This is a genomic window from Candidatus Zixiibacteriota bacterium, assembly GCA_017999435.1.
In the GTDB taxonomy this organism is placed as follows: Bacteria; Zixibacteria; MSB-5A5; order GN15; family FEB-12; genus JAGNLV01.
This window is the reverse complement of sequence record JAGNLV010000004.1, coordinates 260619-280029: the sequence shown is the minus strand read 5'-3', so window position 1 is coordinate 280029 and position 19411 is coordinate 260619. Positions and strand designations below refer to the sequence as shown.

13 protein-coding genes, 1 tRNA gene and 1 other RNA gene are annotated in these 19411 nt (G+C 65.5%); 10 read left to right on the top strand and 5 right to left on the bottom strand.

Annotated features, from left to right (window positions below):
* The first annotated feature begins 139 nt into the window (after positions 1–139).
* The 6 genes from KA261_11610 to sthA all read left to right on the top strand — a co-directional run bounded on the left by KA261_11610 (position 140) and on the right by sthA (position 10737).
* The gene (locus KA261_11610) at positions 140–2806 is read left to right on the top strand and encodes a TonB-dependent receptor (protein ID MBP7698444.1); all 2667 of its coding nucleotides are present in this window, start codon (positions 140–142) and stop codon (positions 2804–2806) included.
* 16 nt (positions 2807–2822) lie between these two features.
* Positions 2823–5549: a T9SS type A sorting domain-containing protein gene (locus tag KA261_11605; GenBank protein ID MBP7698443.1), complete on the top strand. Its 2727-nt coding sequence runs from the start codon at positions 2823–2825 to the stop codon at positions 5547–5549.
* A gap of 12 nt (positions 5550–5561) precedes the next feature.
* Positions 5562–6536, top strand: a complete 975-nt coding sequence (locus KA261_11600; protein ID MBP7698442.1) for a PorV/PorQ family protein — start codon at positions 5562–5564, stop codon at positions 6534–6536.
* A gap of 144 nt (positions 6537–6680) precedes the next feature.
* Positions 6681–8267, top strand: coding sequence for a hypothetical protein (locus KA261_11595; GenBank protein ID MBP7698441.1), 1587 nt, complete (start codon positions 6681–6683; stop codon positions 8265–8267).
* A gap of 11 nt (positions 8268–8278) precedes the next feature.
* A complete protein-coding gene (gene rmuC / locus KA261_11590) occupies positions 8279–9340 on the top strand; it encodes a DNA recombination protein RmuC (GenBank protein MBP7698440.1) in 1062 nt (353 codons plus the stop codon).
* 2 nt (positions 9341–9342) lie between these two features.
* Positions 9343–10737: a Si-specific NAD(P)(+) transhydrogenase gene (sthA, locus tag KA261_11585; protein ID MBP7698439.1), complete on the top strand. Its 1395-nt coding sequence runs from the start codon at positions 9343–9345 to the stop codon at positions 10735–10737.
* 47 nt (positions 10738–10784) lie between these two features.
* Here sthA and KA261_11580 read toward each other — a convergent pair whose 3' ends face one another.
* The 5 genes from KA261_11580 to dnaX form a co-directional block, all read right to left on the bottom strand.
* A complete protein-coding gene (locus KA261_11580; protein ID MBP7698438.1) occupies positions 10785–11246 on the bottom strand; it encodes an RDD family protein in 462 nt (153 codons plus the stop codon).
* Between the two features lie 131 nt (positions 11247–11377).
* A complete protein-coding gene (locus KA261_11575) occupies positions 11378–13468 on the bottom strand; it encodes a hypothetical protein (GenBank protein ID MBP7698437.1) in 2091 nt (696 codons plus the stop codon).
* On the bottom strand, positions 13422–14018 hold the full coding sequence (recR, locus tag KA261_11570) for a recombination protein RecR (GenBank protein ID MBP7698436.1): 597 nt from the start codon (positions 14016–14018) through the stop codon (positions 13422–13424). The genes KA261_11575 and recR overlap by 47 nt, the downstream gene beginning before the upstream one ends.
* A gap of 22 nt (positions 14019–14040) precedes the next feature.
* Positions 14041–14367 (bottom strand): YbaB/EbfC family nucleoid-associated protein, encoded by a 327-nt coding sequence (locus tag KA261_11565; GenBank protein MBP7698435.1) that lies wholly within the window; start codon positions 14365–14367, stop codon positions 14041–14043.
* Between the two features lie 24 nt (positions 14368–14391).
* Positions 14392–16050 carry a DNA polymerase III subunit gamma/tau gene (dnaX, locus tag KA261_11560; protein MBP7698434.1) on the bottom strand — a complete coding sequence of 553 codons (1659 nt, stop codon included), beginning with the start codon at positions 16048–16050 and terminating at the stop codon, positions 14392–14394.
* Positions 16051–16190: 140 nt separating this feature from the next.
* Between dnaX and KA261_11555 the strand changes: the two genes are divergently transcribed.
* The 4 genes from KA261_11555 (at position 16191) to KA261_11540 (ending at position 19322) form a co-directional block, all read left to right on the top strand.
* Complete coding sequence (locus KA261_11555; protein ID MBP7698433.1) at positions 16191–16805, top strand: hypothetical protein; 615 nt, start codon at positions 16191–16193, stop codon at positions 16803–16805.
* 86 nt (positions 16806–16891) lie between these two features.
* A tRNA-Ala gene (locus KA261_11550) sits at positions 16892–16964 on the top strand.
* Between the two features lie 88 nt (positions 16965–17052).
* Positions 17053–17316: signal recognition particle sRNA large type (ffs, locus tag KA261_11545), an RNA gene on the top strand.
* Between the two features lie 128 nt (positions 17317–17444).
* Entirely contained in the window at positions 17445–19322 is a 1878-nt protein-coding gene (locus KA261_11540; GenBank protein MBP7698432.1) for a S8 family serine peptidase, read from the top strand.
* Positions 19323–19411 lie beyond the last annotated feature (89 nt).

Below are 19411 nucleotides of genomic sequence, written 5' to 3'. Positions count from 1 at the left end.
GGTGTCAAGGATTTACAGGGGCCGCCGATACTCTCGAAAAGACCGGCAAGCTGCGTTCCGCGCCCGGCGCGGACCATCGACATAAATCGAGGAAGCAAACAACTTTCGATTGTGGAAACATATGCGAGGAGGATTTGCCTTGCGTAATCGGCTGCACATGATCTTCTGCGTGGTCGGCTGCCTCGCCGTTCTCGCACTGCCCTCCGCCGCCGAGGCCGGGGTCACCGGCAAGGTGTCGGGGGTGGTGCTCGACAGCGCGACGGGCGAGCCGATCGTCGGCGCCATCATCCGCGTCGTCGGCACCGACATGGGCGCCCTGACCGACGTGGACGGCGAGTACTTCATTATCAACCTCCCGGGCGGCTCCCACGACGTCTCCGTGTCCTACATGGGGTACGAACCGGTGACCAAAACGGGCGTGCGGGTGCTCATCGACCTGACCACCCCGCTGGACTTCCGCATGGTGCCCGCGCCCGTCGAACTCGGCCGGCAGGTGGTGGTCTCGGCCGCCAACCCCATCGTCCAGCAGGACCTGACCGCCACCCGCATCATCTTCACGGCCGACCGGCTGGAGGAACTCCCCAACATCGTGAGCGTCCAGTCGGTGCTGCGGAATTACCCGGGCGTGGTCGAAGACCGGGAGCAGGCGCTCCACGTCCGCGGCGGCCGCGCCGGCCAGGTGACGTACTTCTATGACGGATTCAACATTCAGGATCCGTTCACCGCGACCCAGGGAATCGAGATCATCCCCTCGGCCCTGGAAGAGCTGTCGCTGACCTCGGGCGGCTACACGGCCGAGTACGGCGAGGCCCTCTCCGGCGTCGTGAGCGCGGTCTCCCGCGACGGCACCGCGCAGTACCACGGCCGCCTTAAGATGTACGAAGGATTCACCCACCCCTACGACGTGGACAAGGGGGACTGGGGCGGCCTCGAACGGATCGGCAACCGCTCCCTGGCCTTCGACCTCTCCGGGCCGCTCCCGGGGCTCGACCCCCGGCGCTATACCTTCTTCAGCGCCGGCCAGTACCTGACCGACCCGACCTCCCTGCCGCACAACGAGGTCACCTCGTGGACCGGGACCGGGAAGCTCACCATGTATCCCGCCAGCGGGTGGAAGTTCAAAACCAACGTCACATACTACTCGGCCGACGGTTCGGTGTACGACCACCGCGACGTCAACAACCGGTCGTATGATTTCAATCTCGATGGTCTCCCCGTGTTCGAGAAGGAGGCCTACCTGGTGGGGTTCAGCACCGACTACGCGTTCAACGAGCGGGCGGTCCTCACCGGCGCGGTCAACCGTTTCCACACCCGGACGAAATCGGCCCCGGATCACCTCTTCGATACCTACTGGGACGAATGGCCGGGCTACGCGGTCGACTCCGCCGGCGTGTACAACGGCACCATCGACGACGAGAACTACCTGAACGAACCCGACTACTCCGATCCCATGCAGGTGGTCGGTTTCACCGTCGGCGACGACTACTACCCGACCTACCGGCTGCGCGAGACGTGGTACGACGCCTTCTCGCTGCGTTTCATGCACCAGGTGAACAAGTGGAACCAGTTGAAGACGGGCGCCGAGTTCCGGCAGTACGACATCAACTGGGACTTCAAGCAGTTCTTCAACGACCGGCCCTATGGCGAGAAGTACCAGAGCAAGCCGACCTACGCGTCGTTCTTCGTGCAGGATAAGATGGAGTACGACTACTTCATCGTCAACCTCGGCCTGCGCTACGATTTCCACAACGCCGACATCAGCTACAACGCCGATCCGTACGCGGCGACGCCGGTGTGGAAGAAGGCCGAGACCAAGCACGGGCTGTCCCCCCGCCTCGGGGTCTCGTTCCCCATCGCGGAGAACAGCAAGATGCACTTCAACTACGGCGTGTACTACCAGGAGCCCCGCTTCCAGTACCTCTACATGAACTACCAGGGCGACATCACCACCGGTCTGCCGCTGCTGGGGAATCCCGACCTCGAACCCGAGCGGACCACCTCGTATGAGCTCGGCCTCGACCACCTCCTCGACAACCGCTGGCACCTGAATGTCACCGCCTACTACAAGGACATCGAGGATCTGGTGACGGCGCGGCAGGACGGCCTGATCGCCGGGCGGGAAGTGACCCGCATCACCAACGGCGACTACGGCTCGGTCAAGGGGATCGACCTCGCCCTGGAAGTGCTGCCCAACGGCGGCTGCTTCACCGGGTCGGTCTCCTACGGGTACATGATCGCGACCGGCAATGGCTCGTACGCGCTCGAACCCTACTACACGTACATCACCTCGACCACCGACACCGTGCAGCCGTTCACCGAGTACCCCCTCGACTTCGACCAGCGCCACACGGTCACCGGCGTCCTGAGCTACCGGGTGCCGTCCGACTGGGACGGCCGGCTGCTGGGTCAGAAGCTGCCGGGCGACTGGGGGCTGACCCTGGTCGGGTACTATGGCTCCGGCCTGCCGTACACCAAGACCGACCAGAGCGGCAACCGGGTGGGCGAGCGCAACGCCTGGCGCCTCCCCGCCAACTACAAGGTCGACCTCCGCTTCAACAAGGACTTCCCGCTCCGCGCCGGATCGCGGCTGAGCCTGTTTGTCGAAGTGGACAACCTGTTTGACCGGCGCAACGTGGTGAACCTCTACACCAGCACCGGCCTCCCGGACAACGACGGGGTCGATTACATGGGCAGTCTGTCGGTCAGCCAACAGGCGCTCGACCACTATGACCGGCTCTATGACAACGACCCGCAAAACTACGCGCCGCCCCGGACGATCAGAACGGGGCTGCAGCTGAATTTCTAAACCGGAGCAGATAACGATGAAGACCTTCTACCATACCGTCACGGCGGGTTGTCTGATCTCGGTTTCGGCGCTGTGCCTGCTGGCGGCTGCGGCGGGAGCGATGGCGCCCCCGCAGCCGCGTCCGGGCGCGCCGGTACAGATCCAGCAACTGTCGCCCCACCCGGCGACCTGGGATCAGATCACACACAACGTCGGAAACATCGCCACCACCGTCGACAACTGGGGCTACATCGGCGGCTACTGGTACTACGGCCTGCCCTCGGGTGAGTGGCCCCGGAACTCCGGCCGCAATTACCTCGGCGAATTGATGCTCTGGATGGGCGGCATCACCCCGACCGGCGATACCCTGGTGGCCAATACCGAGGATGATTTCCAGGCCCTCCCCAACCCTGATTTCGCCGACAACCCCTACAAGATCCTCCTGTCCACGGACACCGCCCGCTACTATCTCTATGATCCGACCGACACGGTCGGGGCGGGCGAGGGGAATCCCGCCCGCGGCTGGCGGGTCTGGGATTCGGAGGCCGACCAGTGGGACTACAACGAGGTCTACAACAGCCTCTCCGCCAGCTTCCGGCCCGGCGGCCCGACCTCCATGCAGGATTCCCACCTGCGGTTCACCGACAACGCCGGCGGCTCATCCCTCATGGGGCTGGAGGTGACGCAGACGATCTACCAGTGGAACTACTGCTACAACGAGGACTTCCTGTTCGTCTCCTACGACATCACGAACGCCTCGACGACCGATTACCACGACTTCGCGTTCGGCCTCTACATTGACATCGACGTCGGCGGTCCCGACGGCACCGGCGAGAACGGCCGCCTCCAGGATGTCGTGGCCTTCGACCAGTCCGAGAATCTGGCCTGGATTTACGATGTCGTCGGCGTCGACCCCGGCTGGGGGCCCCTGGTCCGCACCGGCATCATGGGGACGAAACTGCTCGAGACGCCGGACAACATCGGCATGACGGCGTTCCGCACCGACGACTGGGCGTACCTGCCCGACAACGATGCCGGCCGCTACGCCATGATCAACTCCGCCCAGTTCGATGCCTCGCTGCCGCCGACCGACCAGTTCTACGTCCAGTGCACCCGCGGTATCGACCTGACCGCCGGCAAGACGGTGCGGGTAGTGTTCGCGCTCGTCGCCGGCCAGGATGAGGCGGATTTCCGCAACAACGCCGAACTGGCCCAGCAGCTGTACGACAACAATTTCGTCGGCCCCGAGCCGCCGGCCACGCCCGAGCTGACCGGCAAAGCGGGCAGCCGCAAGGCCTACCTCTCCTGGTCCGACACCTCGGAAGTCGGCCTCGACCCGATGAGCGGGATCGCCGATTTCGTCGGCTACAAGCTGTACCGGAGCGACGACCGCGGCCAGACCTGGGGCGTCCAGATCGAGGACGAACGCCAACTGTTCAGCAACTGCCTGAGCAAGGATTACTACCCCGTAGCCCAGTATGTCGTCAACGCCCCGGGCGATCCCATCACGCGCTCCTTTGTCGACACCGGGCTCGTCAACGGCGTCGAGTACTGGTACTGCCTGGTGGCCTTCGACCGCGGCGACTCGGTCCTCGGGGTCGATCCCCTCCAGAACGGCTGGGGCATCGCCGGCGAGGTGAGCAACGTCATCAAGGTGGTGCCGACGGCCAGTCCCGCCGGCTACTACACCGCCCAGTCGACCCTCCTGCATACGTACTCCGGAGCGGAGCAGCCCTCGGAGGGGGCCGTCTACGCCGACGTGTTCAACGCCCATGCGCGCTCCGGCGAGCAGTACGCGGTCGTGTTCGTCGACTCGGTCGACGAGACCTACTGGCACCTGGTCAACGAAACCACCGGCGACACCGTGCTCGGCTACCAGACCGCCACCGACCTCGAACCGGGCCACTTCCCAATCGTCGAGGGCCTCCGCGTGGTGGTGACCAACGGTCCCCGGACGCCGCGGAGCACCGCGCAGACCGCGGCCGGGGCCAACGGCCTGAACCTGGTGGCCGGTTCGTTCTACGGCCCGGCCATCCCGGCCCTGACCGGCGACACGAACGACGTCTTCAGCGACGCGCCCTTCCGCAACACCTACGAGCTCCGCTACACGGGCGATTCGACCCGGGCGACCTGGATGCTCGACGGATTCTACGGGCTGGACAACGTCTACTGGGTGCCGTTCGAGTGCTGGAACACGAGCCGGAGCGAGCGCGTCTCTCTCGCCGTGTACGATTTCGAGTCGGACGGCGACTGGGATCCGTACGATCTGCTGGCCGTGGTGGACTACCCCTACGACTCGCTCTCGTCGGTCACCCCGCAGGCGTTCCCGTACGCCTACTCGTGGCTGATCGGTTTTGACGAGACCCGGTACAACCCGTCGGAAGGCGATGTGTTTACCATGGTCGGGGCGCCCATGAACGGCCCGGACGACCGCTTCACCTTCAAGGTGGACGACGTGAACGCGTCGTCGGCCGCCGGGGCGCTGAAGAACATCAAGGTGGCGCCGAACCCGTTCTTCGTGCGCAACAACTACGCGACTGCGGTGGGCGAACTGCAGTTCAAGAACATCCCCGATAAGTGCACGATCCGCATCTACACCCTGGCGGGCGACCTGGTGAAGACGATCGAGCACGCCGACGGCACTGGTGAGGCGTACTGGAATCTTTTGTCGGGCAACGCCCAGCAGGTGGCCTCGGGGATCTATCTCTACCACGTCGAGTCCGACTACGGTGAGTTCCTCGGCCGATTCGCGGTGATCAAGTAAAGGAGGTACGAGGTGAAGAAAACGCTTTGCATTATCGCCCTGCTGCTGATCGCGGGGAACGCGTTCGCCGAGTTCTCCAAGGTCGGATCGGCCGGCGCGCAGTTTCTCAAAATCGGCGTCGGCTCGCGGTACCAGGCCATGGGCGACGCCTCGGTGGCCTGCGTCAGCGACGTCTACGCCGCCTACTGGAACCCGGCCGGCCTCGCCGAGATCGACAACAGCGCCGTCAGCTTCACCAACGTGAACTGGGTGCTCGACGTCAATCTCAACTACGCCGCCCTCGCCCACTACTTCGAGGACGTCGGCACCTTCGCCGTGAGCGCCACCGTCCTCTCCATGGACGACCAGGAGATCACGACCCTCGAAGAGTACGAGGGGACCGGCGACTACTACTCCGCCTCCTCGTACGCGGTCGGGCTGTCCTACGCGCGGATGCTGACCAACCGATTCTCCTTCGGCGCGACGGTCAAGTACGTCGGCGAGCGCATCCACCACGAGAACGCCAACGGGTTCGCCTTCGACATGGGCACCCAGCTGTACACCGGGTTCAAGTCGCTGCGGCTCGGCATGAGCATCAGCAACCTCGGCCCGGAGATGGAATTCACGGGCTCCGACATCGACTTCCGCGAGGACGACGGAACCGATGCCTCGTACATCACGACCCAGTACGATCTGCCCATGGTCTTCCGGTTCGGGCTGGCCTACGACCTCGAGACGGGCCCGAACTCGGTGCTCACCCTGTCGTCGGAACTGAAGCACCCGAACGACAACATCCAGCAGGGCGCGCTCGGCGCCGAATGGGGCTTCCGCAATCAGTACTTCCTCCGCGGCGGGTACAAGATCAACTACGAGGAGGAGGGGCTGACCTTCGGCGGCGGCCTCCAGACGGCCATGGGCAGCGAGACCCGGCTGGTGATCGACTACGCCTGGCAGGACTTCGGGCGGCTGGACAACACCCACCGGTTCTCGGTCGGGTTCACGTTCTGAGCCCGGACCCCGCCGCGGCAATTACGCCCCCCGCCCCCGCAAGGACCGGCGGGGGGCTTTTTTTGCACCCCCGGCTGGACATAGACGGTACAAAGAATGTATATTGGGGACCGTACCACCAAGCGCCAGAACAGGAGAAAATCGATGAAAGGCCGTTCGTTTGTTCTCGCCGCCCTGCTTGTCGCCTTCCGGCCCGCGGTGTCGCCGGCCGCCGAACCGTTCTCGACCCGGCCCGCGATTGAAACGCTCGAGGAATATTTCGACCTGCTCGTCTCGGGAAACCTGGCCTCGGCCGAGGGATTCTGGACCCAGGCCGCCATCGAGCGGTCCGGCCGGTTCGATATCACCTTCACCGATATTCCCCTGAAAATCGACGCCGGCTCGCCGGTGGTACGCAATCTCCCGGTTATGCGGGACTACCTCGTCCCCGCCGTGACCCAGGTGGACCTGCTCGACGGCGGCCGGTACGTGCGGATGAAATTCAAGAAGACTGTCAACGGCGAGGAGGTGGAACACCCCTACTATGCCTACTGGGACAGCACCTATTTCTGGCTGACCTACCCGCAGGACTGGGTGGCGGCGCTCTGGCCGGTAAGGGAGACCAGGTACTTCCGTATCCACACCCAGCCCGGCGCCGAGGCTTACCTGCACCCGGTGCTGCTGGACGAGGCCGACCGGTTCATCGAGCGGGCCGCCGATTCCCTCAGCCTTGGGGCGGCCGTGCTGCGCGAGATCGCCGAGAAGAAAATCGAGTTCTTCTACTGCACGTCGGACTCCACCGTCCTCACCATCACCGGGCACCTGACCAAAGGCACCTACGACCTGGCCTCCAACGACATCATCAGCGCTACCTTCCCGCACAACCATGAGGTCGTGCACCTGCTGGTCAACCTCAAGCTCCGCTCGCTCCCGCTCATGACACAGCCGATCGTGCGCGAGGGGATCGCCGTGCACCTCGGCGGCCGGTGGGGGAAAGCCCCCACGTCGCTTGTCTACCTCGGGGCGTTCCTGCACAAGAACGGGCTGGTCCAGGTGGACTCGCTCGTGTCGATGGACCGTTTCGAGAAACAGGCCGGGGCCGACATGGCCTACCCGGTGGCCGGGCTGTTCACCGCCTTCCTGCTGGACCGCATGGGCTACAGCCGCTACTTCGACCTGTACCTGAAACTCTCCGGGTCGTCGACCGAGATGCCGGCCATGCTCGCGCCGGAGGTAAAACGGGTCGTCTACGAGACGGTCGGCGTCAGTTCCTGGGACAACCTGATGATGGAGTTCTCGGCCTACTGTGACCGGCTGGAATCGGAGCGGGCCGTCTTCGCCCCCGGTCTGGTCGAAAGGAAACAGGGGGGGTTCGATGACGGCGGCGTCAAAGTGCGCCTCTACCAGCGCTGGGTTTCGCTCTCGTTCCCGGCCAACGGGCCCGACGGCCCCAGGGGCAATCTCCTCTTCGGCTACGACAAGCGGTTAAAAGACGTCAAGTCGGTGCTGTTCGAGGAGCAGTACCAGGGCGGGACGCCCTTTCCCGGCTACCGCTGGGGAATCCGCTATGACGCCAACGAAGCCGGCCTCTACGATTACGCCACCAATCAACTGGTCGGGAAATACATCTACGGCATCACCCCCTCCGCGGCCTACCGTGGGACGGCGCAGGAAGTCCAGGTCAGGTTCCTGATCGACCTGTCCGAGGGCCTCGCGCCGACCGCCAAGGACCACAAACTCCTGGCCGACTGACCGGACCCGGCATGGATCCCGCGCTCGTCCTCCTGGTGGTGCTGACGGCGATGCTGACGGCCGCCGTCGTCGGGCTGGCCGTATCGCTGCGGCGCCGTCAGACCGCCGAGACACAGACGGTGCAGGCGGCGGTCGACCGGCTGCGGGCCGAACTGGTCGGCGCCCACCTCGAGGGACTGGCGACCCTGCGCTCCAGTCTCGACGCCGCGGCGCGCGGACTCAACGAGCGGCTCGCCGAAGGAACCTCGGCCATGGATCGGCGGCTGACGGTGGTGGCCGAGATCGAGCACCGGCTCGGCGAACTCCAGCGGCAAACGCAGAACCTCGAGGACATCGGGCGCAATATCCAGGCGCTCTCCGATCTGCTCAAGCCGCCCAAGCTCCGCGGCGGCCTGGGCGAACTCCTCCTGGAAAACCTGCTCGGCCAGATTCTGCCCCCCGCCCTGTATGCCATGCAGCACGGGTTTCGCGACGGCAGCCGGGTGGACGCCGTCATCCGCCTCGGCGACCGGTTCCTCCCCGTGGATTCGAAATTCCCGCTGGACGCCTTTGCCCGTCTCTCCGCCGAGAGCGCGGGCGAGGCCGCGGCCCGCGAATTCCAGCGCGCCGTCAAAGTGCAGATTGACGCCATCGCCGCCAAGTACATTCGGCCGGACGAGCAGACGACCGATTTTGCGGTCATGTACGTTCCTTCGGAGGCGGTCTACGCCCGGCTGATCTCCGACGAGGGGGGCGGCCTGCTGCCCTACGCCCTGGCGCGACGGGTGATTCCCAGCTCCCCCGGCCACCTCTACGCCTTCTTGGCCTCGGTGGCCGCGATCTACCGCGAGGCCGGCCTGGCAGGGAACACCCGGCGGCTGTCGGTTGTTGTGAGCGGGGTCCGGGCGGCGCTCGAGCGCCTCGACCGGACGCACGAGCGAATGGCCGGGTCGACCCGTATGCTGGCGCTCAATCTCGACAAGGCGCGCGCCGAAGCGGGCGCTATGAAAGAATTGCTCGACCGGGTCCACGGTCCCGATGCGGCGGAACCCGCCGAGGACAACCCGGCGGCGGGGGAGGGCAGGATCAAATGATCGTGCGCGAATTCGATCTGGTCGTTATCGGGTCCGGCCCGGCCGGCGAAAAAGCCGCCATTGAGGCGGCCAAGATGCGCCGGTCCACTGCCATCGTCGAGCGCCGCTCCGTCCAGGGGGGCGTCTGCATCCACACCGGCACCATCCCCTCCAAGACCCTCCGCGAAACCGTGCTCTACATCTCCGGCCTGCGCCAGCGGTCCGTCTACGGACTCGTCGGCGGCGTCCGCGCCAACGTCTCGGTGGCCGAACTGATGTACCGCAAAGGGCAGGTGATCCAGCAGGAAGTCGACATCATCCAGCAGAACATGGCCCGCCACCGGATCGAAGTCATCCAGGGGACGGGACGGCTCAGGGACGCGCACACGGTCGAAGTCGTCAACGACCGCGGCGCACAGATCGAACTGCGGGGCGAAGTGATCGTGATCTCCACGGGCGCCCGCTCGTGGCACGCCCCCAACATCGAATTCGACCACAAGCACATCTACGACGCCGAGAGCATCATCAACATCGATGAACTCCCGCGCTCCCTGACCATCATCGGCGGCGGGGTCATCGGCTGCGAGTACGCCTCCATCTTCGGCCACATCGGCGTCAACGTCACCATTGTCGACAGCCGCGAACGGCTCCTGTCGTTCCTCGACCGCGAGATCGCCGACGCCCTTGCCTACCTCATGCGAAAATACCGCATCAACCTGGTTCTCGGCGACGGGATGAAGGAGGTGTTTCGCCGGGACGGCCAGGTGGTGACGGTGACCCAGAGCGGGCGGCGCGTCGCGGCCGACCGCCTCCTGTTCACCGCCGGACGGGTCGGCAACACGCAGAATCTCGGCCTGGAGAATCTTGGCATCGAGGTCGACGACCGCGGGCTGATCCGCGTCGACAGCCTCTACCGCACCCGCGTGCCGAACATTTACGCGGTGGGCGACGTCATTGGGTTCCCGTCGCTCGCCTCGGTTTCGATGGACCAGGGGCGGCTGGCCGCAATCCACGCCTTCAACCACGGCGACACCTCGTGCATCAACTCCCTCCTTCCCTTCGGCATCTACACCATCCCGGAGGTGTCGATGGTGGGGCAGACGGAGGAAGCGCTCTCGGCCGAGGGGGCCGAGTACGAAGTGGGGATGGCGCGCTACTACGAGCTCGCCCGGGGGCAGATCATCAACGATCACGACGGGATGCTCAAGCTCATCTTCGACCCACGTTCCCGCCGCGTGCTCGGCGTGCACATTGTCGGCGAACGGGCGACCGAACTCATTCACATCGGGCAGGCGGTCATGACTTTCGGCGGGACAATCGATTATTTCACCGACACGGTGTTCAACTACCCGACGCTCTCGGAGGCGTACAAAGTCGCGGCCCTCGACGGTTTCGTGCGGTTGAGCGCGCGGGGATAGATCACCGCCGGACTGGCGTCACCTGAGCGCAGAGCGACCTCTCCCAATTACCTCAGAGCGATCACCCGCGTCCCGGCCACGCGATCGCCCGCACGCGCTTTTTCCGGCGAGGAAACAATCAGCACGATGCCGAGAATGTTGAACGCGGGGAGAGCATCCACGGCCCGCAGGACATTGCGGATCAGGGAACGGCCCAGCCCCGGTCGCTCCCCGTTCACCCGGACAACGCGAATGGCCACCAGCCGCTTGCCCAGCGTCGCGCCCAGCAGGCCCTCCGAGAGAATGAAGTAGGCCAAAATCACCGCGAGAAACATTAGGCACAGGGGATCGGTGATCAACCACCCGTATCGCCAGGCGTGTTCCTCCGGTCTCAGGATCCAGACCCCCTTCGCGATCTTGGTGACGGGGAAGAAGACCAGGCTGCCCAACGCGAAGTCGAGCATGAGGGCCGCGAAGCGGCGCCCCAGGCCGGCGTAACGAAAGCGGCCAGGTTGTTCGCTCTTCTGCATGCGGTTACCCTCGGGAGACTCCGGGGCAATCTATCACCCGGACCGCTTCGGTCCAAGTGCTGTTTCGTCGTACCGCTCGACGGCCCGGCGGCCGACCCAGGGGTGGAGCCGCCATGCCCCTGCGGAGGGGTTCACGGGGCGGCCGGATTAAGCTTGAGATAGATCGCGTTGGCGCGTTTGCGGATCTGGGGCGTTTCCGGAGCCTCGGGTGCGAGACTGCAGAAGCGCTCGAAATTGGCCATGGCCGAGCTCAGGTCGCCCGCCTCCTCCGCCAAAAAACCCATGATGGCGTACGGATAGGCCCGCGTCGAGTCCAGCCGCAGCAGGTGCTCGGCCAGCTCCCGCGCGCGCTCGCCGTGCCCGGCGCGGTAGCTGATGATCATCAGGTCGGTGCGGATCTCATCGTTGTTCGGAAACAACTCCGCCGCGCGGGTGACCGCCGTCAACGCCTGGGCAAACTCCCCCTTGTCCCGGTAGTAGCCGTACAGGTTCATGTGGCGCCGCGGATTGTACGGCTCGAGCATCAGCGCCGTGTCGAGCTGCGGCTTGCCCAAATCGAAACGCCTCTGCTCGGTCATCACTTTCCCGTACACGGCGCGCGGTTCCGCCCAGTACGGGTTGCGGGCGATCAGTTTATTCAGGCTCGGGAGGGCGATGTCAAGGCGCTGGGCCAGAATGAAATCTTCGATGCCGGTGAGATTGAGGTAGTCCGGGGATTTCCGCCGGTAGCTCTGGTCCCAGTAGTTCGCGCGCTCCAGATCCTTCCGATAGAAATACGCGTCCCGCAGGGCCACGGCGGCTGTCCGATAGTACGCGCTGTGCCGGTCCAGGTAGGGGGTAATGTACCTCTCGACCGTCGCGAGGCGGGTGTAGACGGGTAGGTATCCGGCCGGCAACATGAGCGAGGCGGCGGCAATCATCCCGAGTGCGGATGGAGAGATGCTCGGACTGCCCGAAGTCGCCCGCAGGCTCACCGCGAGAAACACCGCGCCCGGCGCCAGGAAGGGAGCGTACAGGGGAAGATCCAGCACAATGCTGTGCACCGGGTCGATGACGAAAACGGCGCTGAGTCCCCCCAGGAACAGGAGGAGCGCGGTCGAACAGGCGAGGTCGGTCACCGCCCGGCGCGTCCACCGGATCAGCGCGTACAGGGCGACCAGACCCAGCGGAAACAACAGGAACAGCACCTGGCCCAGGTCGCCGAGTCGCCGCGGCGAGAACAGCGAATAATCCCCGTGCGGCGGCTTGCCCGCCGCCAGCAGCAGCGACGCTTTCAGCGGGAGGTACTCATTCGCCACAAGGTAGAGCGCGGCCGGCAGCCCGATCCACACGACCGCTCCGGCGAGAAACGGCGCGACGCCCGGCCGCCCCCGTCGGCGCAGCCCGCCAACCGTGCCGGCGACCACGGCCGGGAGCGCGAAAACCATCGCCGCGTGCATAGCGACACTCAGGGCGAAAACGCCCCAGACCAGGCCGAGTCGGCGGGGGGAGGGCTTTTCCGCCGCCCGGACCAGCGCATACGCCAGCCAGAGCGCGGCGGCGGCGATCACCGGCACCGGGCCGATGAAGCCGAAATACACCGCCGTCTGCGGACCGAAAAAGACGATGACGAACAATCCCAGGCGGCGCGTGGGATCGTCCGAAAGCAGCCGGGCCAGCCGCCAGGCGGCCGCGAGCGCGAGAATTGTGCAGGCGAAACCGAACACCTGCCAGGCTGCGGCGGCGGCCGCCGCCTCCGGAAGTCCGGCAATCACGCCGCACCGGTAGAACAGCCGGACCGCGGCCACGGCGCCGTACTCGTACCACGGGAGGATCACGTCCGCGGTCTGGGCGATCTGGGCAATGCGGAGGTTTCCCCCTCCGGCGACGAATGAATCGCAGCGGAGAAGGACGATGAGTACGATCAGCAGCGTGGCGCCGACCGCGGCCTTGCGCCGGGGCTGGAGGAAAGCGGCGATCGCCGGCAGGAACCGGCCCAGAGCCACGCCGAGCACCAGCGCGACCGCGAGCCAGGCGGCGGCCGAGGGACGCGCCAACGCCTGCCAGTGCGTAAACGACCAGTTGTTCGGCCCCAGCGCCCCGCTCGCCAGACGCCCCGCCACAAACAGGAGCACGGTCAGGCCGGCGAGAAGTCCCAGTTGACTATGTGTCCCGGTGCGGTGCATCGCCGGCCAATCAGAATTCCTGCCGCCCATCGAGCGCCCGTGCGAGCGTGACGGCATCGGCATATTCGAGGTCCGAGCCGACCGGCAGCCCCCGCGCGATCCGCGTGACCCGCACCCCCATCGGCTTCAGCAGGCGGGAGAGGTACATGGCGGTCGCCTCCCCCTCGACATTCGGGTTGGTGGCGATCACCACTTCCGTGTCCCCGCCCCCGATGCGGGCGAGCAACTCTTTGATCTTGAGGTCGTCCGGCCCGATACCGTCCAAAGGCGAGAGCCGTCCGCCGAGGATGTGGAAGACCCCGTCGAACCCCTCGACCCGGTCGATCGCGGCGGCATCGGCGGTCTCTTCGACCACACAGATGAGGCTGCGGCGCCGCCGCGGATCCGAGCAGATCTGGCAGGGATCGGTCTCCGAGATGTTGTTGCAGACCGAGCAGAACCCGACCTTGTCCTTGACCTCGCGAATGGCGTCGGCGAGCTCCAGCGCCTCCTCGCGGGGAAGTTTGAGCAGGTGGAAGGCGAGGCGGGCCGCGGATTTCCGGCCGATCCCGGGAAGGCGGGCCAGGCGGTTGGTGAGCCGCTCAACTGATGCTGCGGATTTGAACATGGGTGTCCGGCCTCCGTCCCGCTCAGAAGGGCAGGCCGCCGAGGCCCGGGAGATTCAGCCCGCCGGTGATCTGCGCCATCTGCTGCGCCTGCAGTTCCTGCACCTTCTCGCGCGCCTGGTTGACCGCCGCCACGATGAGATCCTGGAGCATCTCCACGTCCTCGGGATCGACCACTTCCCGGTCGATGGTGATCGAGCGGACCACGTTCTTGCCGTTCATGACAACCTTGACCATCCCGCCGCCCGACGAGGCCTCGAGTTCGGTGTTTTCCAGCTCTTCCTGCAGCGCGGCCATCTTGGCCTGCATTTGCTGAACCTGCTTCATCATGTCGCCCAGTCCGCCTCTCATGGTGGTGCTATCCTTTCGGGTCGCTCAGGTTACTTTTCGCACGCCGATAACTTCCCCTTCGACGAGGTCGAGGAGCCTGCGGATGCGGGGTGAGTCGGCGATCAGTTTCTCTATCTGCGCGCGGTCGAGTCCGCGCTTCTCTTCCGTGGGTCCCGGGCCCTGGCGCCGCGGGTCGAGACTGAACTTTATACGCAGCGGCGCGCGGTAGTGTTCTCGCAGCGCGGTCGTGATCACGTGAAGGTTCTCGGTCCGCGTCACGATCTGCAAGGGCATGGTTCCACCGGCGCCGAACACCACGGCCAGCTCGTTGTCCTTGACCTCGACCAGCGTCGCCATGGCCAACTGCGACGAGAGCATGGCTTTGCGCTGCCGGAGTTCGGCCAGGAAGCCCTCCCACCCGGCCCGGACTGCGGCCAGGTCGAGCGTTCGCTGGGGATCGATGGGCGGCGTCGGCGGAGCGCTTACGCCTCCCCGCGGCTCCGGCGGTCGGTCAGGGTCTTTTTTTTTTGCCGGGTTGCCGAACAGGTCGGCCGTCCCGGAGGCCGCCGGGGGGTTCTGCCGAAGGTGAGAGAGCACTTCTTCGAACTGCACCGTCGCCTCCATGGCCGCCATCTTCACCGCCGCCACCTGCAGCACGAGCCGCTCGTCAAGACCGTCCTTGAGATCCCGCCGCCCGTCCCCGACCATCTTCATCAGCCGGATCACATCGCCGACCCGGAAAGAGTCGGCCTGCCGGAGATAGGCCTCCCGCTCCTCGGCCGAGAGATTGAGCAGGTCGCCCGACTCGCGGTCGGTCAGGAGGATCATGAGGATGCGGAGGTGATCGAGCGCCTCGGCGAAGAAATCCTCGACGTCGATGCCGGCCTCGATGATGCCGTTGGCCAGCCGGAGCGCCGCCGGCGCGTCCTGCGCCGCCACCGCGCCCGTAAAATCGAAGAGCGTCTGCCGGTCAACCAGGCCGAGCGCCTCGACCACGTCGGTTTCCCCGATCGTTTCCCCGGCGAAAGCCGCCACCTGGTCGAGAAGCGAGAGGGCGTCGCGCACCGAACCGTCCCCCCGCCGCGCCAGGAGCGCCACCGCGCTCTCGCTGATCGCCATGCCCTCCTGCTCGGCGATATGCTGGAGATGCTGGGCCAGGTCAAGCGCGGACACCCGCTTGAAATCAAACCGCTGCGTCCGGGAGAGGATCGTCTCCGGAACTTTCGTCGGCTCGGTGGTGGCGAAAATGAACACCACGTGCTCCGGCGGTTCCTCGAGCGTCTTCAGAAGCGCGTCGAAGGCCGCCCCCGAGAGCCGGTGGACTTCATCGATGATGTAGATTTTCTTTTTGCCGCCGGCGGGGGTCAGGTTAATCCGCTCGCGCAGAGCCCGGACATCGTCGACCCCCGTGTTGGAGGCGGCGTCGATCTCCAGCACATCCAGCGAGTTGCCGCCGGTAATGTCGCGGCAGGCGGGGCAGACCCCGCACGGTTCGGGGGTCGGGCCGTTGACACAATTGAGCGCTTTGGCCAGGATCCGGGCAGTGGTGGTCTTCCCGGTGCCGCGCGGGCCGCAGAACAGATAACCCGATCCCACCCGCCCGTTGCGCACAGCGTTCTGCAGCGTGCGGGTCACATGTGCCTGTGCCACAACGCCTTCAAACGTCGGCGGGCGATACTTCCGGGCCAGAACCTGATACGTCATAACTCTCCAGTATATGCAATATCTGCCTCATTCCCAATCACAATTTTTCCGCGTCCGAAGGGCGCCGCTATTCGTATTGACAAACAGCAGGTAATTCCTGTCTATGTGGCGAGAAAATCCTCTATCGAAAGGCCCCCCTTGTGCGGCAACAACTTCGACGCGCCCTCGTTCTCGGCCTGCTCTTGCTCCCGGCCTCCGCTTCGGCGGCGCCGACGCGGGCCGACGGAGTGCCGAAAGTCATCGCCCACGGCGGGGTGGGCCTGAAGCTGGGGCTGATCAACACCGGCGCCCTGACTCTCACCGGGCGACCCACGCCCTGGGATTCGGTGGCCGTGGCGGGCAAGGAGCTTGATCCCAAGGCTGCTCCCAGCGGACAGGTGTTTTTCGATGTCCCCCTGACCCGCGCTTTTCTTCTCCTATTCTCCGTCGACATCTACGACTTGCGGTTCCACCCCCTCAGCGAGCGGTTTATCGATGTGGCGGCCGGGTTCAAGCTCGCCTTTTACAAGCACCATCAGCGGCTGGCTTGGCGGCCGGGGGCCGCGGTCGGGCTCGGCTACCTGGCCGACATCGGCTTCATGCGCCCCACTACGTACCTCACTCTCAAGGCGTTCAGCGAACTGGTGCTCCTCCCGCGGGGGAAGTGGGCGGTCGTGCTCGAGCTCGGTTTCATGGCCGCGCCGAGCGGGGGCAACAGTGCCGTGGACGTGAAAATCGCACCCTCCCTCTTTCTCCGGGCAGGACTCCTCTACTAGGAGAGGGGGAGAGACGGGGCCGGAAAAAATCGCTTGGCAAATCCTTCCGGGACGATTATAGTATGGGCCGTGATGTGAAGATCCCTGGGGCAGTAGCTCAGTTGGGAGAGCGCAACGTTCGCAACGTTGAGGTCGTCGGTTCGATCCCGATCTGCTCCACTTAAAAATAGCGCGTGCGCGACAGCAGTGGACCGGCCTCCCGCAAGGAGGCCATTGTTGTCACCGGCTGTTCGCTCGTGCGACGAGCCTGTGCTAGGCGGGGAGTTAGCGGTGCCCTGTACCCGGAACCCGCTATACCGGGGCCGAATTCCCACCCGCGGGTGCGGTCGCCGGACTTCGCCAACGGGTAAGTGGTGTTGAAGGCTGGGTCCCGTACAACGGAAACCTATGAACCCGGTCAGGACCGGAAGGTAGCAGCCGTAAGTAGTCCGTTCCGTGTGTTGCGGGAGCGCCCGGTTGGAGCCAACTGCCTCGAGGGTTGTCCGGGGGCGGCTCAACGGTGGGTGCACAGTAAAATCGCGGCCCGTCGGTTTCCCCGGCGGGCCGTCTTGTTTCCCGGCCGCCCGCAACCAAACCCCGCCCCGAAACGTACAAACGCAGCAATAACATGGTGCGACACGTCTGACATAAGGAGCCCGCATGCGACGTTCACTGCTCTTCTCCCTCGCCGCTCTCGCGATTCTGCTTGGCGGCCTGGCCTTGACCGGCCGCGCGGCCGACAAGATCAAGATCGAGAAGCTCGATGACCTCCCCCGCCACACCTACCGAATCGCGGTCAAGGCCGCTGAGGTCCCGGTTAATCCGGAGGCGCTCGCCGCGCTCGCGGCGGCCGTGAAAGCGGATCTGCTGGCCGACCTCGAGCGCTACGAGATCCCCGATGCCACGACCATCAAGAACTACCACTCCGACCTCGGCGCGATCGCGCTCCTGGAGGCGGATTTCGCAGCCTACGAGACCCATATCGCCGCCGTTCGCGACCTGGAGGACAAGGAGGCGCAGAAGCTGACGACCGGTCTGACCGGCCGGGCTTACGCGGCGGCTATGGCGGCGCCGGAGGCTCAGCGCCCAGAGGCCTATCGGACCGCCTACGCCGCGCTCGTCAACGCTCTGCCCTACGATGTCGTCGAGGCCCAGCTCCGGTCGACCAAGGGGATGGCCGAAATGATGTCCGAGAACCTCGTCCTCGGACTGGCGGAATCGAAATATCAGCCGCTGGTCGACTCGACCGGCGGCGTCATCAGCAAGGACGTCGCGCTCTCGCTGCTGAAAACCGCCACCATGCTTCGGACGATCATCCCCTACCGGGAATCCATCGCCGGGGTGATCGACGCTTACCTGGCTGCGCACGCGGTCGACAAACCGGACATCTGGGCCGAGCGCCAGGTCGCGCTCAGCGGGAGCGAGGGGGGACAGCCGGTGCTCGTGACCATCTGGGACTCCGGGCTCGACACCGAGATCCCCGCGATCGCCCAGGTGCTGTGGACCAACGCGGACGAGACCCCCGGCAACGGGAGTGACGATGACGGGAACGGGTTTGTCGACGATGTGCACGGCATCGCCTACACGCTCCACTCCGACAAAACCCCGGATCTGCTGTACCCGATCGGCGAAGTGGGGGCGGAGCGCCCGCGCCTGCAGCGGCAGATGAAGGGACTGACCGACATCAGCATGGCCGTGGACAGTAAGGAAGCGGCGGAGCTCAAGCAGGAACTGAGCGGGCTGCAGCAGGCCGAGGCCCAGACGTTCATCCAGAACATCGCCCTCTACGGCAACTACTGCCACGGCACACACGTGGCGGGAATCGCCATGGCCGGCAACCCCTACATCCGCCTCATGCCCTCCCGCCTCACCTTCGGGTATACCCTCGTCCCCGAGAAACCCACGCTCGAGCAGGCCCGGAAAGACTCCGCCGCCGCCGACGAAGCGATTGCGTACTACCGGAAGCACGGCGTGCGGGTGGTCAACATGAGCTGGGGCGGGTCGCTCGCGAGCGTCGAGCAGGCGCTCGAAGCGCACAACGCCGGCGGGACGCCTGAGGAGCGCCGGGAACTGGCCCGGCAGATTTTCGAAATCGGCCGGAGCGGGCTCTATGCCGCGATGCAGAACACGCCGGAGATCCTCTATGTCACGGCCGCCGGCAACGAGGACAATGACGTGAAATTCGAGGAGGTCATCCCCAGCGCTTTCGACCTCCCCAACATCATCGTCGTCGGCGCCGTCGACCAGGCCGGCGACGAAACCGGCTTCACCTCCTTCGGCAACGTCGACTGCTACGCTAACGGTTTCGAGGTCGAGAGTTTCGTGCCCGGGGGCGACCGCATGAAGCTCTCCGGCACCTCCCAGGCCTCGCCGCAGGTCGTCAACCTGGCCGCGAAAGTCCTCGCCCTGAAGCCGGAGCTCACCCCGGCTCAGGTCCGCGAACTCATCCTCAGCGGCTGCGACGAAAAACAAGTCGGGGACCGGGCGGTAAAGCTCATAAATCCCAAGAAGACGATGGGACTGGCGACGCCGAGGTAGGTTCTCTGCCCCGGCGGGGAAAAACCGCGCCGCCGGACCGGTGGTCCGGCGGCCGCCTGCGGCGGGGAGCGGGCGGGCCGCCGCATCGT